The sequence below is a fragment of the Micromonospora fiedleri genome (assembly GCF_016774385.1).
In the GTDB taxonomy this organism is placed as follows: Bacteria; Actinomycetota; Actinomycetes; order Mycobacteriales; family Micromonosporaceae; genus Micromonospora; species Micromonospora gifhornensis.
Map to the genome: position 1 here is coordinate 664,141 of NZ_JAETXL010000001.1, position 19,857 is coordinate 683,997.

21 protein-coding genes are annotated in these 19,857 nt (G+C 72.1%); 10 read left to right on the top strand and 11 right to left on the bottom strand.

The features are described 5' to 3' along the window. The first annotated feature begins 33 nt into the window (after positions 1 to 33). From JMF97_RS03050 to JMF97_RS03065, 4 genes are read left to right on the top strand one after another with little or no spacing between them, the layout of a single operon-like run. The gene (locus JMF97_RS03050; RefSeq protein WP_203220104.1) at positions 34 to 267 is read left to right on the top strand and encodes a phosphopantetheine-binding protein; all 234 of its coding nucleotides are present in this window, start codon (positions 34 to 36) and stop codon (positions 265 to 267) included. After that, the gene (locus JMF97_RS03055) at positions 264 to 1,808 is read left to right on the top strand and encodes an amino acid adenylation domain-containing protein (RefSeq protein ID WP_203220105.1); all 1,545 of its coding nucleotides are present in this window, start codon (positions 264 to 266) and stop codon (positions 1,806 to 1,808) included. Before JMF97_RS03050 ends, JMF97_RS03055 begins: the two co-directional genes overlap by 4 nt. Beyond that, positions 1,792 to 3,294 carry a condensation domain-containing protein gene (locus tag JMF97_RS03060; RefSeq protein ID WP_203220106.1) on the top strand — a complete coding sequence of 501 codons (1,503 nt, stop codon included), beginning with the start codon at positions 1,792 to 1,794 and terminating at the stop codon, positions 3,292 to 3,294. The genes JMF97_RS03055 and JMF97_RS03060 overlap by 17 nt, the downstream gene beginning before the upstream one ends. Further along, positions 3,291 to 4,505 carry an MFS transporter gene (locus JMF97_RS03065; protein WP_203220107.1) on the top strand — a complete coding sequence of 405 codons (1,215 nt, stop codon included), beginning with the start codon at positions 3,291 to 3,293 and terminating at the stop codon, positions 4,503 to 4,505. The genes JMF97_RS03060 and JMF97_RS03065 overlap by 4 nt, the downstream gene beginning before the upstream one ends. 17 nt (positions 4,506 to 4,522) lie before the next feature. On the opposite strand, the gene JMF97_RS03070 is transcribed toward JMF97_RS03065, so the two are convergent. Continuing rightward, a complete protein-coding gene (locus JMF97_RS03070) occupies positions 4,523 to 5,311 on the bottom strand; it encodes an aldo/keto reductase (RefSeq protein ID WP_203220108.1) in 789 nt (262 codons plus the stop codon). 140 nt (positions 5,312 to 5,451) lie between these two features. On the opposite strand from JMF97_RS03070, the gene JMF97_RS03075 reads away from it, so the two are divergent. Beyond that, the gene (locus JMF97_RS03075) at positions 5,452 to 6,498 is read left to right on the top strand and encodes a DNA polymerase ligase N-terminal domain-containing protein (protein WP_203220109.1); all 1,047 of its coding nucleotides are present in this window, start codon (positions 5,452 to 5,454) and stop codon (positions 6,496 to 6,498) included. A gap of 16 nt (positions 6,499 to 6,514) precedes the next feature. Continuing rightward, on the top strand, positions 6,515 to 7,708 hold the full coding sequence (locus JMF97_RS03080) for a threonine synthase (protein WP_203220110.1): 1,194 nt from the start codon (positions 6,515 to 6,517) through the stop codon (positions 7,706 to 7,708). Positions 7,709 to 7,715: 7 nt separating this feature from the next. Here JMF97_RS03080 and JMF97_RS03085 read toward each other — a convergent pair whose 3' ends face one another. The 4 genes from JMF97_RS03085 to JMF97_RS03100 all read right to left on the bottom strand — a co-directional run bounded on the left by JMF97_RS03085 (position 7,716) and on the right by JMF97_RS03100 (position 11,423). Beyond that, complete coding sequence (locus JMF97_RS03085; protein ID WP_203220111.1) at positions 7,716 to 9,509, bottom strand: glycoside hydrolase family 15 protein; 1,794 nt, start codon at positions 9,507 to 9,509, stop codon at positions 7,716 to 7,718. A 95-nt stretch (positions 9,510 to 9,604) separates the two neighbouring features. Next, positions 9,605 to 9,997, bottom strand: coding sequence for a cupin domain-containing protein (locus tag JMF97_RS03090; RefSeq protein ID WP_102657767.1), 393 nt, complete (start codon positions 9,995 to 9,997; stop codon positions 9,605 to 9,607). Between the two features lie 244 nt (positions 9,998 to 10,241). Next, on the bottom strand, positions 10,242 to 10,616 hold the full coding sequence (locus JMF97_RS03095; RefSeq protein WP_013731847.1) for a hypothetical protein: 375 nt from the start codon (positions 10,614 to 10,616) through the stop codon (positions 10,242 to 10,244). Positions 10,617 to 10,919: 303 nt separating this feature from the next. Next, positions 10,920 to 11,423 carry a septum formation initiator gene (locus JMF97_RS03100; RefSeq protein WP_203220112.1) on the bottom strand — a complete coding sequence of 168 codons (504 nt, stop codon included), beginning with the start codon at positions 11,421 to 11,423 and terminating at the stop codon, positions 10,920 to 10,922. Between the two features lie 103 nt (positions 11,424 to 11,526). Between JMF97_RS03100 and JMF97_RS03105 the strand changes: the two genes are divergently transcribed. The 3 genes from JMF97_RS03105 (at position 11,527) to JMF97_RS03115 (ending at position 14,226) form a co-directional block, all read left to right on the top strand. Further along, positions 11,527 to 12,222 (top strand): response regulator transcription factor, encoded by a 696-nt coding sequence (locus JMF97_RS03105; RefSeq protein ID WP_013731845.1) that lies wholly within the window; start codon positions 11,527 to 11,529, stop codon positions 12,220 to 12,222. Further along, the gene (locus JMF97_RS03110) at positions 12,219 to 13,493 is read left to right on the top strand and encodes a sensor histidine kinase (protein WP_203220113.1); all 1,275 of its coding nucleotides are present in this window, start codon (positions 12,219 to 12,221) and stop codon (positions 13,491 to 13,493) included. Before JMF97_RS03105 ends, JMF97_RS03110 begins: the two co-directional genes overlap by 4 nt. 196 nt (positions 13,494 to 13,689) lie before the next feature. Next, complete coding sequence (locus tag JMF97_RS03115) at positions 13,690 to 14,226, top strand: PepSY domain-containing protein (protein WP_203220114.1); 537 nt, start codon at positions 13,690 to 13,692, stop codon at positions 14,224 to 14,226. A gap of 393 nt (positions 14,227 to 14,619) precedes the next feature. Here JMF97_RS03115 and JMF97_RS03120 read toward each other — a convergent pair whose 3' ends face one another. Continuing rightward, positions 14,620 to 15,504 carry a sulfotransferase domain-containing protein gene (locus JMF97_RS03120; protein WP_203220115.1) on the bottom strand — a complete coding sequence of 295 codons (885 nt, stop codon included), beginning with the start codon at positions 15,502 to 15,504 and terminating at the stop codon, positions 14,620 to 14,622. A gap of 115 nt (positions 15,505 to 15,619) precedes the next feature. On the opposite strand from JMF97_RS03120, the gene JMF97_RS03125 reads away from it, so the two are divergent. Next, entirely contained in the window at positions 15,620 to 16,678 is a 1,059-nt protein-coding gene (locus JMF97_RS03125; protein WP_412101290.1) for a beta family protein, read from the top strand. A 9-nt stretch (positions 16,679 to 16,687) separates the two neighbouring features. On the opposite strand, the gene JMF97_RS03130 is transcribed toward JMF97_RS03125, so the two are convergent. The 5 genes from JMF97_RS03130 to JMF97_RS03150 all read right to left on the bottom strand — a co-directional run bounded on the left by JMF97_RS03130 (position 16,688) and on the right by JMF97_RS03150 (position 19,795). Continuing rightward, positions 16,688 to 16,969 (bottom strand): adhesin, encoded by a 282-nt coding sequence (locus JMF97_RS03130; RefSeq protein WP_203220117.1) that lies wholly within the window; start codon positions 16,967 to 16,969, stop codon positions 16,688 to 16,690. Between the two features lie 317 nt (positions 16,970 to 17,286). Further along, positions 17,287 to 17,601 carry a hypothetical protein gene (locus JMF97_RS03135; RefSeq protein ID WP_013731839.1) on the bottom strand — a complete coding sequence of 105 codons (315 nt, stop codon included), beginning with the start codon at positions 17,599 to 17,601 and terminating at the stop codon, positions 17,287 to 17,289. 99 nt (positions 17,602 to 17,700) lie between these two features. Further along, complete coding sequence (locus JMF97_RS03140; RefSeq protein ID WP_203220118.1) at positions 17,701 to 18,138, bottom strand: nitroreductase family deazaflavin-dependent oxidoreductase; 438 nt, start codon at positions 18,136 to 18,138, stop codon at positions 17,701 to 17,703. A gap of 75 nt (positions 18,139 to 18,213) precedes the next feature. Next, positions 18,214 to 19,080, bottom strand: a complete 867-nt coding sequence (locus JMF97_RS03145) for a hypothetical protein (protein ID WP_203220119.1) — start codon at positions 19,078 to 19,080, stop codon at positions 18,214 to 18,216. Between the two features lie 118 nt (positions 19,081 to 19,198). Beyond that, the gene (locus JMF97_RS03150) at positions 19,199 to 19,795 is read right to left on the bottom strand and encodes a pentapeptide repeat-containing protein (protein WP_203220120.1); all 597 of its coding nucleotides are present in this window, start codon (positions 19,793 to 19,795) and stop codon (positions 19,199 to 19,201) included. Positions 19,796 to 19,857: the final 62 nt, after the last annotated feature.

Consider the following 19,857-nt stretch of genomic DNA (forward strand, 5'->3'; position numbering starts at 1 on the left):
ACGGCTCCGCGAGACAGTCCTTGGAGGATTGCCATGACATCGGCGAACGTCACCCTGCTCTGCCAGATCTGGAGTCGCCTGCTCGCCACACCCATCGGTCCCGACGACGACTTCTTCGACAACGGTGGATACTCACTGCTGCTCATCGAGATGGTGATCCAGGCCGAGGCGGCGGGGCTGGCCTTCGGGCCCGAGCAGGTCTTCGACCACCGCACTCCGGCGGCGCTGACCGCCGCTCTCGAGGCCGAGATGGAGGCGAGCCGGTGACCGGCTCGCTCGCCCGCCGCTTCGACGACGTCGCCCGCCGGCACCCGGACAGAACGGCCGTGGTGGACAGCGCCGTGACCATGACGTACGGACAGTTGCGCCGGGCCAGTGCAGCGATCGCGGATGATCTCGGAGCCGCCGGAGCCGGGGCCGGCCAGCTGGTCGGCATCAGGGTGGGTCGCAACGCCCAGACCGTCGCGGCGATCATCGGTGTGCTGCGGACCGGGGCCGCCTACGTTGCCCTGGATCCGTCCTGTCCGGCCGACCGGTTCGAGTTCATCCGGGCGGACGCCGGGATCGGCCTGATCGTCGACAGCTCCGGCGATACGGACCGGCCGACGGTCACCGGGGCAGCCGTGGCCCGCCGCGATCCACTGCCCGCCGACCTGGCCTACCTCGCCTACACCTCCGGCTCCACCGGGCGGCCCAAGGGTTGCCTCATCACCCAACACAACGTCCTGGCCTTCCTCGACGCGACAGTGCCGTTGTTCGACCTGACCCCCGACGACCGCTGGACCGTCTTCCACTCGCTGGCCTTCGACGCCTCGGTCTGGGAACTCTGGGGAGCGCTGGCCACCGGCGCAACCGCCGTGATGGTGCCGACACCGGCGCTGCGCAACCCGGCGGTCTTCGCCCGGCTGCTGGCCGACCGCGCCGTGACCGTCGTGTCGCAGGTCCCGTCGGCACTCCAGTATCTGCTCCCGGCGCTCGCCCGACGCGGCTGCACCGGACCGGAAACGGCACCGCTGAACCTGCGATACCTGTTCTCGGTCGGGGAGGCGATCCGGCTGGACCTGGTGGCCGAGCTGCGCCGGATCGTGAGCGGCCCGGAACCGGTGGTGGTGAACATGTACGGCCCGACCGAGACGACGGTCTTCGCGACCATGAAGGAGATCACCGAGGCCGATCTGCGATCCGGGATCCGCTCACCGATCGGCCACCCGCTGCCGAGGACCGATGTCGTCGTGGTGGGTCCCGACGGCAGCGTGTTGCCGCCCGGGGAGATCGGGGAGCTCTGGATCATCGGCGAGACGGTGGGCCTGGGTTACCTGAACCGGCCGGAGCTGACGGCCGAGCGCTTCGTGTCGTGGGACGGCGCGCCCGCGTACCGGACCGGCGACCTCGGCCGGTGGCTGCCCGACGGGTCACTCGCACACCTCGGCCGCCTCGATCAGCAACTCAAGGTACGCGGCTACCGGATCGAGCCGGAGGAGATCGAGGAGGTCCTGCGTCGTACCGGACTGGTCGCCGACGCCGGGGTGTGCCTCGGCGAGGTGGGCCCCGCGAGGTTCCTGACCGCATGCGTCACCACTGCGACCGGGCTGCTGGACCCGCACGGGATCAGGGCGCTGCGCGACGCCGTCGCGACGACCCTGCCGGAGGCCATGTGTCCCGACCGGTACGTCCTGCTCGACCGGCTGCCACAGAACGCGTCAGGCAAGATCGACCGCGCTGCGCTGGTCGAGATCGTCCGAAACCGACTCGCCGCCGTCACGACGGCGTTCCCGCCTGCTGGGAGGCGAGATGTCGACGCCAGGTGACCCGGTGGACCGGGTCGGCCAGGTCGTCGATGCCGTGCTCGGCGCGGCGGTGGCGGCGGAGGACTCGCTGAGCCGACTGGGGGTGACCTCCCTCGACCGGCTCAGGGTCTGCGCCGAACTGGAGCGCAGGACCGGCGTCACGCTCTCCCTGGCCGACGTGATGACGGCACCGACCGTCACCGCGCTGGCCGAGCACTGGCGCAGCGGCGGTGTGCCGTTGCTCCCCCACGGGACGGGTGCCGGGATTCCGCTGACGTCACTGGCTCGCAGCTGCCTGCTCCGCCAGCTCGTCTCCCCGGCCGACATCGCCGGCAACTGCATCCTGCTGTGGACCCTTGACGGCACGGTCGACGCCGGCCTGCTCGCGGAAGCGATCATGGAGGTGCAGCAGCGTCACGAACTGCTGCGGTGCGCGTACACCCTGCGCGGCGGTGCGGTGCCCGCAGGTCCGCCGGTCGCCCCGGCCCGGATGGTCGCGGAGACCACCGCCGAGGCGCTGGCCCGGTGCTGGCCCCTGCTCACCGTCGCGCTGCGGCCCGCAGCAGGTGACGTCTTCCGCTCGGTGGTCGTGAGCACGCCGACCGGCGCGGTCATCGGCCTGGTCGCGCATCACGTCGCGTTCGACGGCTACAGCGAGAGCGTCGTCGCCGCCGATCTCGGTCGGGCGTACCGGGCCCGCCTCGACGGGCGCCAGGTCGACTGGCCGGCGGCCCCGGACGCCCGCACGGCGAACGAGTCCTACCGGCGGCAACGCGCCGCCGGGGACCTGGATCGGCAGGGTGCACGGGTACGCGCCGCCCTGTCCGGTGCCGCCGAACTCCGCTTTCCCGGTGCCACCGGCACCCGTACCGGGCCGGAGGCAACCACGACACCGGCCGTGCTCACCACCGCGCTGGCCCCGGTCCCGGACGTCTGCGTCGCCCTGACGGCCTACGCCCGCGCCGTCGGGACGATCACCGGCCAGCGGGACATCTCGTTCGTGGTGCCGGTGAACCGTCGGGGTGCCGCCGGGCTCGACGTGGTGGTCGGCAACTTCGTCGAGATGCTGCCGGTACGGATCATGCTGCCGACCGGCGCCGATCCGGCCGGGGACGTCACGGCGGCCACGGCCGCCTGGACCACCGCGCTGTCCCGCCAGGACCTGGATTTCGAGGAGGTGGTGCGTGCGGCGGGCTCGGCCCGGCACGTCCACCACCACGTCTTCGCGCTACAGAACAATCCGGCACCGCGGATCGAGCTACCCGGGATACAGGCCCGATTCGTCCGAACCCCTTACCCGGCCCTGGCGAACCGGACCATGACCGAGGTGTGGCCGACCGGCAGCGGATACTCCGACACCACCGACATCGCGATGCTCAGTCACGGACGGGACTGGATCGGCGCGGCCGAGGCCGCCGCGCTGCTGAGCGGCTTCCGGGACAACCTCTCCCGGTACGCGTCCCGGCAACCGGCGCGAGTCGATTCCCTGCCGGTGATCGGCCGATGACCGCGACCGACGCCGGTCGGAGCCGGATCCGCACGGCTGTGCTCTTCTGCGTCAACGGGGTGCTGATGGGCAGCTTCGCGACGCGGCTGCCCGACCTGAAACACGGTCTGGACGCCACGGACGGGCCGTTCGGCCTGGCCCTGCTCGGTGCCACTGTCGGGGCCGTCGCCTTCGCGAAACCCGCCGGGGCGGCCATCGCGCGCTACGGCGAGGGACCGGTGGCCCGGCTTGCGATGCTCGTGACACCGGCCTCGATGTTCCTGTTGTCGTTCGCCGGTGGACTTGTGGCGTTCGGTGGGCTCCTCGTCGCCTTCGGTGTCGCGGCCGTCGCGCTCAACACAGCGGTGAACAGCATGGCGGCCGCCGTGGAGCGGCTGCTGGCCCGGTCCGTCATGTCCGGCATGCACGCCCTGTACAGCGGCGGCGGGCTGCTCGGCGCGGTGACCGGTGGCCTGGCGGCGGGCGCCGGCGCGACGGTGGCCGAGCACTTCGCCGTGCTCGCGGTCCTGTGCCTGGTGACCGGCGTCGTCCTGGGCGGTGGCCCACCGCGCACCGCCGGCGCCGGGGACGAGCCGGCAGCGGACCGATCCGGTGCGGGTGGACCACGGGTGACGCTGCTCCTGGGTGCGATGGCGTTCTGCTTCTACATCGCCGAGGCGGCGATCGACGACTGGAGCGCCATCTATCTGCACGACGCGCTGGCCGCCCCGGCCGCGATGGTCGGTGCGGGATACGCGGCGTTCTGCGTCGCCATGGCGGTCGGCCGCCTGTTCGGCGACCGGATCGTCGACCGGATCGGCGCGGTGTGGGCGGTCCGGGCCGGTTCGCTGCTCGCCGGGGTCGCGCTGACGCTCGGGGTGACCGCGCGGTCGCTACCCGCCGCGCTGGCCGGGTTCACCCTGTTCGGACTCGGCATGTGCGTGGTGGCACCGGCCTGCTACAGCGCGGCCGGACGGCACGGCGGCCGGATGATCGGGACGGTCACGGCCGCCGGGCACGTCGGCCTGCTGGCCGGTCCCGCGATCATCGGCGGCACATCCCACCTGTTCGGCATCCAGACGGCCATGCTGGTGCCGGTCGTGCTGGCAGTGCTGGTCGCCGCTCTGGCCGCTGCGGTAAAGCCCGCACCACGTGTCGCCGCCGACACCGGGCCGCCGGCCCTTCCCAGCACGGTCACGACGAGCGGCGGGCCACCGCCGGCCACCGCCTGATGCCGATCGCCGACGGGTCAGGTGTTGCCGAGGGCATCGATGTCGCGCATCTCCTCGGCGGTCAGCGAGAAACCGAAGACGTCCGCGTTGGCCCGGATCCGCTCCGGGGTCACCGACTTCGGGATGGCCACGATCTCGTGGTCGAGGTGCCAACGCAGCACCACCTGGGCCGGCGAGACGTCGTGCGCCGCGGCGATCCGGACCAGCACCGGGTCGGACAGGTCGCTGGTCTTGAACGGGCTGTATCCCTCCAGCACCACCCCACGGTCCCGGTGCTCGATGTGCCGCTGCCGGTCGTACAGGAACGGACTCCACTTGATCTGGTTGACCGCCGGGTTCTCCTCGGTGGCCTGGATCAGCTCGTCGATCTGCCCGGTGCTGAAGTTGCTCACGCCCACCGCGCGGGCCAGCCCTTCGTCGCGCGCGGCCAGCATCTCCCGCCAGACCGGGATCAGCGCTCCCGGCTCACTCGGCGGCCAGTGCACCAGCCAGAGGTCGACGTGGTCGACGCCGAGGGCGCGCAGGCTCTCCTCGATGGTCCGCCGTTCCTGGCCGACCCGCTCGGGCGGCAGTTTGGTGGTGAGGAAGACGTCCTCCCGACGCAGGCCGCTCTCCCGGACGGCCCTGCCGACCTCCTCCTCGTTGCCGTACATGGTGGCGGTGTCGATGTGCCGGTAACCGGCGTCGAGCGCGGCGAGGACGGCCTTGAAGGCGGTTTCGCCGGTCGCCTGCCAGGTGCCGAAGCCGAGCAGGGGGATCCGGACGTCGCCGGGGAGAAGTGCGGTGGGATGGTGAGCATGCTCCATACCGCCCGTTTTACCCCTGATTTTGCATACTTCGCGCGGGAACGGAGACGCCAGCCGGATCGGGACGGCAACTGGCACCCCATCGGGGTGGGGACGGGCCGAACCGGGCACAACTGGCCGGCTTGGCGGAGAATGCGGGTGTGGCTGACCGGCTGGAGGAGTACCGGCGCAAGCGCGACGCGACACGTACCCCGGAACCGGTTCCGTCGGAGCGACGGCGCCGTCGGGCCGGCGGCGACCGGAGCCGGTTCGTGATCCAGCAGCACCACGCGCGCAGCCTGCACTGGGACCTTCGGCTGGAGCACGACGGGGTGCTCGCCTCCTGGGCGGTGCCGCGCGGCCTGCCCCGCGAACCCGGCCGCAACCACCTTGCCGTGCACACCGAGGACCACCCGATGGAGTACCTCGACTTCGCCGGTGAGATCCCGGCCGGCGAGTACGGCGGCGGACAGATGATCATTCACGACCGGGGCACCTACCACTGCGAGAAGTGGCAGGAGCGCGAGGTGGTCGTGGACCTGCGCGGCGATCGGACGGCCGGCCGGTACGTGCTGTTCGCCACCGGCGGCCGGGACGGCCGGGACTGGATGGTGCGGCGTACCGATCCGGCGCCGCCGGGCTGGACCTCCATGCCCGACCTGGTCGCGCCGATGCACACCACGTCCGCCACCCGGCTCCCGAACGACCCGGCGGACTGGGGGTACGAGCTGAGCTGGGACGGTGTCCGGGCGGTGGCGTACGTCTCGGGAGGCCGGTTGCGGCTGCTCTCCGCGACGGGTGCGGACATCACCGGCGAGCACTCCTGGCTGCGGCCGATGGCCGAGACGCTGGCGCCCACCGAGGCCGTACTCGACGGTGTGCTGGTGCGCATCGACCGGGCCGGGCGGGTCCGGCCGGCCCGCGGCGGACGTGGCACCACCGACGCCCAGTACCTCCTGGTCGACCTGCTCTGGCTGGAGGGGTCGACAAGCACGGACCTGCCGTACCGGCAGCGCCGGGAACTGCTCGAGGCGCTGGCCCTGACCGGCCCGCACTGGCAGACTCCGCCATGGTTCCCCGGCAGCGGCGCCGAGGCCCGGCACGCCGCCCGCGAACAGGGCCTGCCCGGGGTGATCGCGAAACGGTTGGACTCGGTCTACGAGCCGGGTCGGCGCAGCCGGGCGTGGCGTCGCATCGAGGCGAGCTGAGACGGCGAGGAGCATCGTGTACCTGACCCATCTCGAATGCCCGGGCTGCGGCCGGGAACACGACGCCGACGTACCGCAGAACCTGTGCGACTGCGGTTCGCCGCTGTTGGCCCGCTACGACCTGGCCACGGTCGGCGGGGTGCTGCAACCGGAGCGGTTCGGGTTGCGCCCGGCCACCCTGTGGCGTTACCGGGAGTTGCTGCCGGTGGCCGACCCCGCCCACGTCACCACCCTCGGTGAGGGGTGGACGCCGATGCTGCGCGCCCCGACGTACGGCGCCCGGATCGGCGTGGACGAACTGCTGGTCAAGGACGAAGGGCTGACCCCGACCGGCTCGTTCAAGGCACGCGGCGCGGCCGTGGGCGTCAGTCGCGCCCGCGAGCTGGGCATCCGCCGGATCGCCATGCCGACCAACGGCAACGCCGGTGCCGCCTGGGCCACCTACGCGGCCCGAGCCGGGCTGGGCGCGATCATCGCCATGCCGGTGGACGCGCCGAGCATCTGCCGCCGCGAGTGCGTGGCCGCCGGCGCGGACCTGCGCCTGGTCGACGGGCTGATCGGCGACGCCGGGCGGCAGATCGCCGCGCTGGTCGCGGCCTCCGCCGGCACCATCTTCGACGCCGGTACGCTGCGCGAGCCGTACCGGCTCGAAGGCAAGAAGACGATGGGGTACGAGATCGTCGAACAGCTCGGCTGGCAGGTGCCCGACGTGATCATCTACCCGACCGGCGGTGGGGTGGGGCTGATCGGCATCCACAAGGCACTCGGCGAGCTGCGCGAACTGGGCTGGATCGAGGACCGCCTGCCCCGCCTGGTGGCGGTGCAGTCCACCGGCTGCGCGCCGATCGTCCGGGCCTTCGCCGCCGGTGAGGACCGGGCCCGCCCCTGGCCGGACGCGCACACCGTGGCGTTCGGCATCACCGTGCCCGCGCCGCTGGGCGATCAGCTGATCCTGGCCGCGCTGCGGGCGAGCGCCGGCACCGCGATCGCGGTCGACGACGCCGAGATCCTGGCCGACCTGCGGGACTTCGCCGCCCGGGAGGGCCTGCTGCTCTGCCCGGAGGGGGCCGCCTGCCTGACCGCCGCCCGCAAGCTACGGGCCGGCGGCTGGATCCGGGCCGGGGAACGGGTGGTGGTGCTCAACACCGGAGCGGGCGTGAAGTACCCGGACACGGTGGACGTCACCGACGTGCCGGTGCTGCCCAGTTGAGGGCAGCTCACTGCCCGTCCGACTCGGTCAACCGCCACGCGGCGTTGATCAGGCCGATGTGCGACAGCGCCTGAGGCGTGTTGCCCAGGTGCGCCCCGCTGTCCAGGTCGATCTGCTCGCTGAGCAGCCCCAGGTCGTTGGCGTGGCCGGAGATCTGCTCGAACAGCGACGCCGCCCGCTCCCGCTCACCGGCCATCACCAGGCACTCCACCAGCCAGAACGAGCAGAGCAGGAAGCCGCCGGGTTCGTCCTGCCAACGGCGGATCAGTCCACCGGGGCCGCCCAACTCCCGCTCCACGGCCGCGATGGTGGCCCGCATTCTCGGATCGTCGGCCGGCAGGAAACCCATCACCGGCAGGTACAGCGCCGAGGCGTCCAGTTCCGACGAGCCAAAGGCACCGGTGTACGCCCCTCTGCGTTCGTCGAAGCCCTCACGCAGCACCGTGGCCCGGATCTCGTCCCGGATGGCCACCCACCGTGGCACGTCGGCCCGTTCCCCGAGGTGCGGGGCGAGTCGCACCGCCCGGTCCATCGCCACCCAGCAGAGCACCTTCGACGACAGGTAGTGCCGCTCCTGGTCGCGCGGCTCCCAGATGCCCCGGTCCGGCAGCCGCCAGGTGGCCGCGACCTGCTCGGTCAGGCCGAGCACCATCTCCAGCATCTCGTCGTCGAACTCGTCACCGAGGTAGTCACGCAGCAGCCAGGCCGCCGAGACGATCTCGCCGGGCACGTCCGACTGCCGTTGCTGCCAGGCATCGTTGCCGACGCGTACCGGTGTGCTGCCCGCATAGCCGGCGAGGCGGGGACATTCGTGTTCGTAGGCGTCGCGTTCGCCTTCCAACCCGAACAGCACCGGGATCGGCTCGGCGCCGATGCGACCGATCGAACGGGTCGCCCAGGCGAACAGCCGCGACGACTCGGACGGGCAGGCCGCCACCCACAGCGCGCGCAGCGTCATGGCGAAGTCCCGCAACCAGGCGAAGCGGTAGTCGTAGTTGCGGTCACCGCCGATCACTTCCGGCAGCGAGGTGGTCGCCGCCGCGGTGACCGCGCCGCTGCGGGCGTACGTCAGGCCGGTGAGCACCGTCGCACTGCGGCGGACCAGATCCTGGTAGCGGCCCTCGTACCCGTGCAGCTCGCGGAACGCCTGCCAGGCCTGCCCGGTGTCGGCCACGGCGGCGACCGGGTCCAGCTCGGCCGGAGGATCGCCGTAGGCGGCGCCGTACGCCAGGTCGAAGCCGAGCACCTGCCCCTCGGCGATCTCGAAGGTCTGTCGTACCCGGTCGTCATCGACGCGCAGCCGCAGGCCGTGGCAGCGCAGCACCAGGTCGACCGGGCCGGAACGGACCAGCACCGCGCCGTCGGCCCGTTCCTTCAGGTACGGCGCGGTCAGGCTGTACTGCGGTCGCGGCCGGAACTCCACGGTCATCGGCACCCGACCGGACAGCCCTGCGACCACGCGCACCAGCACCGCCGGCGAGTTCATGCCGAGTTCGTGAGCCCGCGCCCCCGGTTCACCGGCCAGCGCGTCGGTGACCGCGACACTGCCCTCCGGGGTGTGGTGCACGGTGCGAAGGACCAGCGTGTCCGGCAGGTACGACCGGTGCACCCGGTGCCCGGCGGACCCGGCGGCGGCCGGTGCGAGACGCCAGTGGCCGCCGCCGGGGTCGAGCAGTCGCGCGAAGACCGACGGGGAGTCGAACCGCTGCGGGCACCACCAGTCGACCGATCCGTCCTTGCTCACCAACGCGCTCGAACGGAGGTCGGAGAGGAACCCGTAGTCGGAGATCGGCGGCTGCATCCGGTCTGCGTACCCGGTCTCCGGGACGCCTCACGTCGGGGCCGGACCGCGTCGCGAACCGGTGCCGGCCGATGCCGAAGTACCCCTGCCTCCGGTCAGGAGGTCGGCGGTTCGTCCTTCCCGGCAGCCTCGGCCGCGTCGGCCTCCTCCTTGGTCCGGTGCACCGCCTGGTCGGCATGCTCCGGCGGACCGTAGACGGTGTAGAGCACCAGCGGGTTCGGGCCGGTGTTGACGAAGTTGTGTTTGGTGCCTGCTGGTACGACCACCAGGTCGCCCTGCACGACCTCACGCTTCTCGCCGGCGACCCGGGCTTCACCGGTGCCGCTGACGAAGGTGAGGATCTGGTCGATGCCCTCGTGGACCTCCTCGCCGATCTCACCACCGGCGGGGATAGTCATGATCACCAGCTGGGTGTTCTTCCCGGTCCACAGCACGCGGCGGAAATCCGGGCTCTTCTCGGCGACGGTCGCGATAGTGAAGTGCTCCATGCCTGGGCACATACCCCGTTACCGGCCCCGCCACGCCGGGACTGGCACATGGTGGAAATGACCACGGATCGAGGGTTTGCCACGCCATCGAACGGGGATCGACACCACGGCCGGCAAGCTCCGGCGATGCCAGGTCCCCGCTGACGTACCGCCGTCGGGCTGCGGTGGCGGGAGACGGCCGAGCGCGGCGACGTTTCGATCTCGGGTCGAACGGCGCCGCGCGCTCGTGCGTGCCTGCCGGGTTTCAGGAGAGTACGGCCAGGTGGAACGGCCGGTCGGCGGAAACGCCGGCGCTGTCGTGGGTGGTCACAAAGACCGCGTTCGGGATGCCGGTGCGGCCGGCGACGGTGATCTGTCCGGTCGGGGCGAGGCCGATGCTGCCGGACAGGCCGACCGTGCCGACGCAACTGGCCCCGGTCACATCCTGGTCGAACACCACCTGGTACATGCCGGTACCGAGGCGGTTGGCGGTGGCCGCTCCCAGCCCGCGAACCAGCACACCCTGGGCGTTGACGACCGCGAACAGCACCCGGGCGGTCAGTGGCATGCCCGCACCGGCGCAGGTGGTGTGTTCGGCATCAGCACGGTCCGTCGCGCCCTCCTTGGGCACGGGTTGCACCCATGACCTGCTTCTTGCTTTCGCGCTGGACATCAGACTCCTTTCCGGCCGGCCGCCGCCTTGGCGGGATGTGTGGTCTGAACGGAAACCAGTTGTTCCTCCCAGCCGTCCGGCCGGGAGGTTCACCGCTGAATAGAGGGTCAGGCGTGCCCCGACACGCCTCGCCTTTCCGGGCGACCAGGGACAATCGCACCGTTTCCGTCTCCGAAGGTATGTCGCTCCACCGGCCCGCAGCCACGCGAGGAGCTGTCCGATCAAGGACACCAAAACGACATGATCATGCCCTTGACCTGGGCGTGAGACCTAGTCGTCGGTTTCCAGGACCGGCACGCCGCCCTGGCAGCGCAGCGACAACTCGTGCTCTCCGCTCGGGCCGACGAACGTCACCTCGGCGTCGTCGTCGGGCCCCCGGTCGTAGTCGTCGACCCGGTAGCCCTGCCGCGGCGTCCAGGACACCAGGTACACGCCGCCCGGCACGCACTCGGCGACCACGCTGCCACCGGGGCTGGTGAAGCTGCGCCGGCTACCCGCCTCGACGCTCGGGCTCGCCGTGCCGGGCACGCTCGTCGTACCGCTCGGGTTCGACGGCGTGCCGCTCGGGTTCGACGGGGCGGCGGTCGGGTTGGCGGACGGGACGACCGGCGGCGGCTCGGCCAGGGCGCGGGCAACTTCCTGTTGGCTGCGCACGCCGCCCGGCGTACCGGTGAGGCTCTCCCCCACCAGTTGGATCGCGGCGACCCCGATCAGCGTGGCGAGCACCGCGGTGGCCAGCCATCCGGCGGCGGCGAGAAAGGTACGACGGCCCATGACCCGACTATCCCCGATCACCGGTTCAGATGAGCTTCAGGCAACCCTAAGAGTGGGTTAACGCGACCCACCGAGCGGCGTGGGCAGGGATACTCTGCCTGCTGTGGCCCGCCTGCTGCTGATCGAGGACGACCTGACCATCCGTACGCCACTGGTGCGGGCACTGCGTGAGCGGGGCCACGCCGTGGCGGCCGCGTCGACCGCGATGACCGGTCTGCGCGACGCCCTCGACGACCGACCGGACCTGGTCGTCCTCGACCTCGGCCTGCCCGACCTGGACGGCCGGGAACTGCTGCGGATGCTGCGCGCGGTCAGCGCGGTGCCGGTCATCGTGGCCACCGCCCGCGACGACGAACGGGAGATCGTCCGGGTCCTCGACGCGGGCGCCGACGACTACGTGGTCAAACCGTTCACCGCCGCCCAACTCGACGCACGGGTACGGGCGGTGTTGCGCCGTGGACCCGGCGGACCGGCCGACGAGGACCCGACCCTGGTCGTCGGGGGTCTGCGGATCGACCCCCGCTCCCGGCAGGTCAGCCTGGACGGCACGCCGATCGAGCTGACCCCCCGCGAGTTCGACCTGCTGCGGCACCTGGCCACCAAGGTCGGTGAGGTGGTGACCAAGCGGGAACTGCTGACCGAGGTGTGGCAGATCCCCTACGGCGGGGCGGACAAGACGGTCGACGTGCACCTGTCCTGGCTGCGCCGCAAGCTCGGTGAGAACGCCCAGCAGCCGCGCTACCTGCACACCGTACGTGGAGTCGGGGTGCGCCTGGTCGTCCCGGAGGTGGGCGGATGAGGGCGCGCCTGGCGCTGCTGGTCGCGGCGGTGAGCGTCCTCATCGTGATCGCCTTCCTGGTGCCGCTGGCGCTGCTGCTGCGTACCGCCGCCGAGGACCGGGCCACCGTACGCGCCACCGGGGACGCGCAGAGCCTCGCCACGGTGGTCGGCACCGCCGACCCGGACACCATCCGGCTGACCGTCGACCAACTCGTCGCCGAGTCCGGTCGCCCGGTCAGCGTGTTCCTGCCCGACGGCACGGTGCTGGGCTCACCCGCCGAGCCCACACCGGCGGTGCAGCTGGCCGGGCGAGGTCAGAGCCTCACCGCCGAGACGTCCGACGGCCGGGAGGTGGTGATCGCGGTGCAGGGCCGAGCGGACGGCACGGCGGTCATCCGCACTGTCGTGCCGTACGCCGAGATGACCGCCGGGGTGGGTCGGGCCTGGCTGGTGCTGGCCCTGCTCGGGGTGGTGCTGGTGCTGATCGGCCTGGCCGTGGCCGACCGGCTGGCCCGGACCCTGGTCCGGCCGATCGGTGAGCTGTCGGCGGTGTCCCACCGACTGGCCAACGCCGAGTTGGACGCCCGGGTCCAGCCGGCCGGGCCGGCGGAGCTACGCGAGGTGGGCGGCGCGCTCAACCACCTGGCCGGCCGGATCCAGGAGTTGCTGGTGCAGGAGCGCGAACAGGTGGCCGACCTGTCCCACCGGCTGCGAACCCCACTGACCGCGCTGCGGCTGGAAGCGGAGTCGCTGCGCGACCCGCAGGACGCGGCCCGGATCACCGAGGCGGTCGACGGGCTGGAACGGGCCGTCACCGGGTTGATCCGGCAGGCCCGCTGGCGTACCCCGGCCGACGGTGCGGTCGCCACCGACGCCGTGGCGACGGTGGCCGAGCGGGTCGCCTTCTGGTCGGTACTCGCCGAGGACACCGGCCGCGCGGTCGACCTGGACCTGGCACCCGGTCCGCTGCCCGTCGGGGTCCCCGCCGACGAGTTGGCGGCGGCGGTCGACGCGCTGCTGGGCAACGTCTTCGCGCACACCCCGGACGGCACCGCCTTCGCGGTACGGCTCGCCCCCACCGGCCACCACGTCGCGCTGACCGTCGCCGACGAGGGCCCCGGCATCGCCGCCGACTCCGTCCGCCGAGGTGCCAGCCAGGCCGGGTCGACCGGCCTCGGCCTGGACATCGCCCGTCGGGCCGCCCAGGCCAGCGGCGGTCGCCTGGAACTGGGCGAACGCCCCGGCGGCGGCGCCGAGGTGACCCTCCTCCTCGGCTCCCCCAGGCCCTGACCTCGCGGCTGGTGCGTGATCGACTCCGTTTCGCCGAAACGGCGGTATCCCAGCGCCTCGGACACCGCAGTTTCGGCGATACGGCGTGCGCAGACCCCCCGACGGCGGTCCTTAACCCGGCCTTAGCGTTCGGACAGCGCGCGGCTATCCCGCCGGCACCGATCCTCTATGCAAGAACCGAGGAAGGGTGAAGACGATGAAGCGCAACCCCCTGATGTTGGCGTCGGTCGGCGGCGCGGCGGCGGTGCTCGCCGCGGCCGGAGTGTTCCTGGGTGTCACCGCCGCCGACAGCGACCGGACCCAGCAGACGACGCTGACCGCCGCGACCAGCGCCCCGACGACCGCAGGGGTTCCGGACGACGACGCCAGCAGCGCCGCGCCCGCCGTGCCCGCCACGCCGAGCGACCCGACTGTCACCGGCACCCCGGTGGCGCCGCAGTCCCCGGCGACGCCGACCGAGGGCGCGACGTCGGGCAGCCAGGACGCGGTGAGCGCCGAGCGGGCCGGTGAACTCGCGCTGGCCAAGGCGGGCGGCGGTCGGATCACCGAGATCGACCGGGACCGGGAGGACGGCCGACCGGTCTGGGAGGTCGAGATCGTCAACGGCGACGTCGAACACGAGATCGAGATCGACCGGGAGACCGGTGCCGTGCTCAAGGCCGAGCAGGAGCCGGTCGACGACGACGATGACGACCGGGACGACGATGACGACGATGACCGGGACGACGACTGACCGGACCATCTGATCGGGCCCTCCGATCGGGCCTCCGATCGGGCCTCTGATCGGGTCTTCTGAACCTACTGACGCCTCGGCACGGCACCCGCCGCGCCGAGGCGTCTTTTCGTCGGTCGGTCCCACCGGGCCGCGTCCAGCCCCAGACAAATCCCTGCGGGGCGCGGTCGCGTCGGAACCGTCCCCGGTCGACGACCGCGACCCAGGTGAACGTTGAGTGAGCCAGCGCCACGCCCTCGCGTAGCACGCTCCCGGCCAACGACCGCAGTACAGCGCAGTGAGCAGACCGAGCAGGGCCAGCGCGTGGTCCGCCCAGCCAGCGACCGCACCGAAGCCAGGTGAGCATGCCGAGCGGGGCCAGCGTGGGAGAGCACGCGCGTGGCGCCGGCACGGTCAGCGGCCTTGGTGCAGCCAGGCGAGGAGGTCGGGTGGGGCCAGTGCGGCGGCCCGCGCGTGGTAGCGGGCTCGGTCGGCGGCGCTGAGCAGGGCGCTGCCCTGGCCGGAGCGGCCGGTGCGGAAGAACGCCTGCCGGTCCTTCAACACGCCGGCCGGGTCCGGGGCGAGCCGGTCGGCGCGACTGCGCATCCGGTCGAAGGTGGCGGCCTCCACCAGATCCGGGCCGGGCGGTTCGAGATCCAGCGTCTCGGCGAGGCGACGCATCTGTCCGGCCAGGTCGGCGCGGAGGTCGTCGTAGTGGATGAGGTGGACGTTGGGCTGGTCGCGTCGTGCCCAGGCGTCGCGCAGGTGCCACAGGACGCCGGGCAGCGAGTCCAACTCCTCGCGCGGGTCGGGGTCGGCGTCGATCCAGCGTACGAGCGCCTCCTCGACCGACGGGCGGCGTCGGTCCGGGTCCGGCGGCCCGGGGTGGCCGGTGAGTTCGGCCAGGCGGGCCCGATCGAGGTTTCCGCTCTGGTGGTGCAGGGAGACGGCCATGTCCAGCGGATGGCGGGCCACCACGAGATAGTGCACCCGCGGGTCGGCCGGTACGCCGTCGAGTGGGGTGTGGGTCTTGATGAACCGGCGGTGGCGCTGGGCGGCCAGCCGCGCGTACACCTGATCTGCCGGCTCGACCAGCCAGTCCAGCCAGGGTGAGAGCGTGGTCAGCGGCGCCGGCAGATCGGGGGTACGCAACACCAGCAGGGCACAGATCATCTGCATCCAGGTCGTACCGCTCTTGGACCGCGTACTGATCACGATGTCGCCGGGGCGCAGCGGGAAGTCGCGCCAGCGGATGCTGTCCTCGTCGGCGGACCGGTAGCGGGTCAACGGATCGGGCACCCGGTGACGATAGTCCGACAGCTGACACCGGTCCGGGTATTTCCCCGCCGTTTACCCTGTGAGCTGGGAAATTGGCTGGCTACATTGAATTATGATGCCCGCCCGCGGAGGCCGGGTGACAGAGCCGGTCTACCGCCCGGTGCTCGCCGCCCGGCGCGGTGAGTTGGAGGCACTCGGTCACCTCGACGGCGTCCACGTCCCGCTCGTCGCTCCGATTTTCCAATTGTCCACAGCAGATGTGTCGACGGTGGACTCGCTCGGTCGACTACCGGCGGGGTTGCTGCCGGCCGTCGACGTCAGCGCCCTGCCCGACGGGGCCGAAGCCGAACTGGCCCGCTGGGGCGTACCGCTGATGCCGGTGATCTGCCTGACCGACGGTGAGCGACGGCTGGTCGCACACGGGATCACGGCTCGGGCCTACGCCGGGCGGGCCGTGGTGCGGCTGCGCATCGGCCAGGACCGGGCCGGCCCGCACGCCACCAACGCGGTCGTGGAACGGATCTGGCGGTACGCGCGCCTGGCCCCCGAGCAGTGCGATCTGCTTGTCGACTGCGGGGAGGTGGGCTGTCCCGCCGACGTACGGGCGGTCGAGCCCCGGGCCCGCCGGGCGCTGGAGTGGGCGCGTCGGCACGCCTGGTGCTCGGTGAGTGTGGTGGCCGGGGGCATGCCACCGGCGCTGTCCCGGCTGCCCACCGACGAGCCGGTGCGGTTGTGCCGCTGGGACTGGCTGCTCTGGCAGCGGTTGGCCGACCTCGGCGTCGGTTTCGGCGACTACGGCGTGGCGTCGGCGGTACCCGACGTGGATTCCTCCGCCGATCGGCTGCCGACGGTCCGCTACACCGGCGACGACGCCTGGTGGATCTACCGCTGGTCGCGGCGGGGTGGGCGGGGCGACCAGCGGGTGGCTGACCTGTGCCGTGCGCTGGTGTCGGCACCGCACTGGCCGCCGGCCGGGGCGACCTTCTCCTGGGGCGACCACGAGATCTTCCGGCGGGCCCGACGGGTGGCCGGGGCCGGGTCGACGGCGAACTGGCTGGCCTGGAGCACCTCGCACCATCTCGCTCAGGTGCTGACGGCGCTGCATCAGCCGGCCCGGGGTGGGGAGCCACGATCCGGCCCGCCACCACCGCGCAGCCGCGCACCGCGCGGCGGGCAGCCCCGCCGCGTCGGTTGAGCTGCGGGCCTACTGCTTCTCGGTGAACCCGAACTGCACGATGCCCTCGTCGTCGACCGAGGCGTCGACGGAGGCGTCGCCGAGCAGGTCGGCGGCGTCGGAGTCGAGGAAGATCCGGGCACCCTGCGTGTCGACCACCTGGTCACCCTCGACGGGTTCGGCGACCAGCTCGACGGTGAGCGATCCGGCCTGGGTGTCGGCGGCGATGCGCACCCCGCCGCCCTCACCCACGTCCTGCTGGGCGGCGAGGTCACGGATCACCAGGACTGCGTTGTCGGTCATCGTGAGCATGGTGGGACTCCTCGTTGGCTTTCACTCGGCTCCGGCGCGGACGCGGGCTGCGTCGCCTCGCGGGCGGATCACACCACCACCCGCACGCCGGAGGTACGTCGGCGGCCGGGGCTGACCACTGCCGGCACGGTCGCCGGACGGCAACCAACCACCGTCGCATCGGGGCAGCTCAGGGCCCCCTCCACTGCCCACGTTGCCCCTCCCCGGGACATCCGTCAAATAGGCAGCCGCCGATAGATTTGCCGAGTTTGAACCCGCCGCGAGCGGGTACCACAACGGGTTCGATTCAGGCCTGGAGTGCTCAGGCCTGGGAGTGTTCAGGCCGGCGTCGAGGGTGGCAGCGGGGCAGCGGGGTCGCCGCGCTCGATCAGCGCGGCGATGTCGGCGTCGTGCAGGCCGCGCAGCGCCAGCACCCGGGTGCCCCACCGGTGCAGGCGGCACGGGTGCGGGCTGGCGTCGTTGCGGCAGACCGTCCCCCCGGACCATCTCCTGGGCGCGTGCACCACGACGGCCCGTACGGCGAACTGTGCATCCTCGGCGGTCACGTACGGCGGCAGCGGGATCTCCCGCATGGCCGCTCCGGCCGGCTCGCCGGTGGGCGCGGTCGGACGGAGGGTACTGCTGCTCGGCATCGGCCAAACCTCCACTCAGGACGGTGTATCCCGGACAGCAGCACGGTACGAGCCGTTCACCGTGCCGCGACGGACAAACTGTCCCGGTAGCCGATCAACTCAAGCGCGCTCCAGCACCACCACCGGAATGTCCCGCTCCGTCTTCGCCTGGTAGTCGTCGTACGCGGGCCAGATGTCGGTCATCATCGGCCAGAGCCGGGCCTTCTCCTCCGGTGTCGCGGTCCGCGCCCGGGCGGTGAACCGGTCCGCGCCCACCTGCACCTGGGCGGTCGGGTCGGCTTCGAGGTTGAGATACCACGCCGGGTGCCGGGGGTCTCCGCCCTGGGAAGCGACGATCACGTACGCCTCACCGTCGCGCCCGTAGATCAACGCGGTACGGCGCAGCTTCCCGCTGCGTCGGCCCCGCGTGGTCAGCAGCAGCGTGAAGACACCCGGTTGCCACTCGTGCCCCTCGTCGCCGTCGGTGGCGACGTACCGGTTGATGTGCTCGGCAACCCAGCCCGACGGGCTGTCCAGCACCTGCTCACTCGTGCTCATCGGTCCCCCTGGATGTTGGTCGTCATCCCGCACACGCTACTGGGGATTCGACGAGTCGACCGCCGGACCCGGCGTTCACCGCAACGCCATCGCCTGGAGCCCGACGTTGCCGCAGTGCGGAGTAAAGGTCTCCTCCACCGTCCACGTGAACGCCAGACGGGTCCCCCTCGGCGCCTGGAACCGGACCGTGACCTGGGTGGACGCGCTGGTGTGCCGTTCCTCCAGTCGCACCGTCCGACTCGGCCCGCCACCGGACATCCGCACATCCAGTCGACCCCGGGCCATCCACACCCCGAGATAGGCGGTGACGGTACGCGGCTGCCCGTCGGCGACGACTGCCAACTCGAAGCCGTTGCCCCGGCCGCAGACGTAGACCCCGTCGGGTGTGGGGTCGGCGGACCTCACCGGCGCGCCGTCGCGCCACCGGAATAGTTCCTGATTGCCGTCCCAGCCGCTGCGGTCACCCTTGCCACCCAGGTCACGCAGCTCGCCGGAACCGTCGCGCTTGCGCACCGCGACGTCGGCACCGCCCCACCCCCAGTGCAGCCAGTCGCGCCGGCCCGAGGAGGTCAGGTCCACCGTGTCGGGGATGTCTGCCTGGCTGACCGCCAGGGTCATCGGCGCGGCCGCCGGGGTCGGGCTGTCGCTCGGACTCGGGCTCGGACTCGGGCTCGGTGACCGTTCGCGGGGTTGCAGCCCGGGCACCGCCATGGCGGTGGGCACCGGACTGGGCAGGGTCGGTCGACCGACCACCGCCGGCAGGCCGTCAGGCTCCGCCGGATCCTCCACGGCGGGCTCCGACCACCTGTCGACGAACGCGACCAGGGCCAGCAGCCCGGCGAAGGCGGCGAGGACCTCCACCGCGTACCGCCGCCGTCGACGGGCCCGCGCCATCCGGCGAGCGACCCGGGTGGCACCGTCCGGCCTGGGTTCCTCGGCCACCGACTCTCCACTTCTGCCGGACCGGAATCCCACCGGCATCCGCGACCCGGATGCGGGGCCGACTCACGTAGACATTACGGACACCTTTCACGCGAGTCGATAGGAAGCGCCCGATACGTCAGGCCCGGACGTCGAACCCGAGCGCCTGCGCCAGCGCCATGGCCTGCCCGAGGTCCACGATGGTGCCGGTGCGCTGCACGGTCGTCGGGTCGAGCCCGGTCAGGTCGCTGCCGCGAAGATCCGCCCGGGTCAACCGGGTGCCGCGCCACTGCGCGCCGGACAGGTCACTGCCGCTGACCGTCGCCCCGGTCAGGTCGGCACCGGCCAGATCCGTCTCGCGCATCCGGACGCCTGTGAAACGGGCGCCGCGCAGGTCGGCCCCGGCGAGCGTGACGAAGGACCAGTCGCCGCCGGTCACGGTCAGCGGACGCAGGTCGCAGCGGTCGAAGGTGCTGCCGATGAACTTGCAGCCGGTGAACTCGGCCTCGAACAGGTTGCACCGGACGAACGTGCAGCGGGTGAAGGCCGAGTCGGTGTGCCGGGACACGTTGAACCGCACGTCGCCGAAGGTGCAGCCGGCGAAGGAGGCACCCCGGCTGGTCGCCTCGGTCAGGTCGACCCGGTGGAAGTCGCAGTCGACGTAGTGCCGGTCGCCCAGGTCCTCGGCATACCAGTCCTCGTCGTGAAAGGTGACACCCTCGATCGGCTCCGGCATTCCCGCAGGCTAACCACACCCACCGACAGACACCTTCCCGACGCGGGGACCGGTCGGTAGGT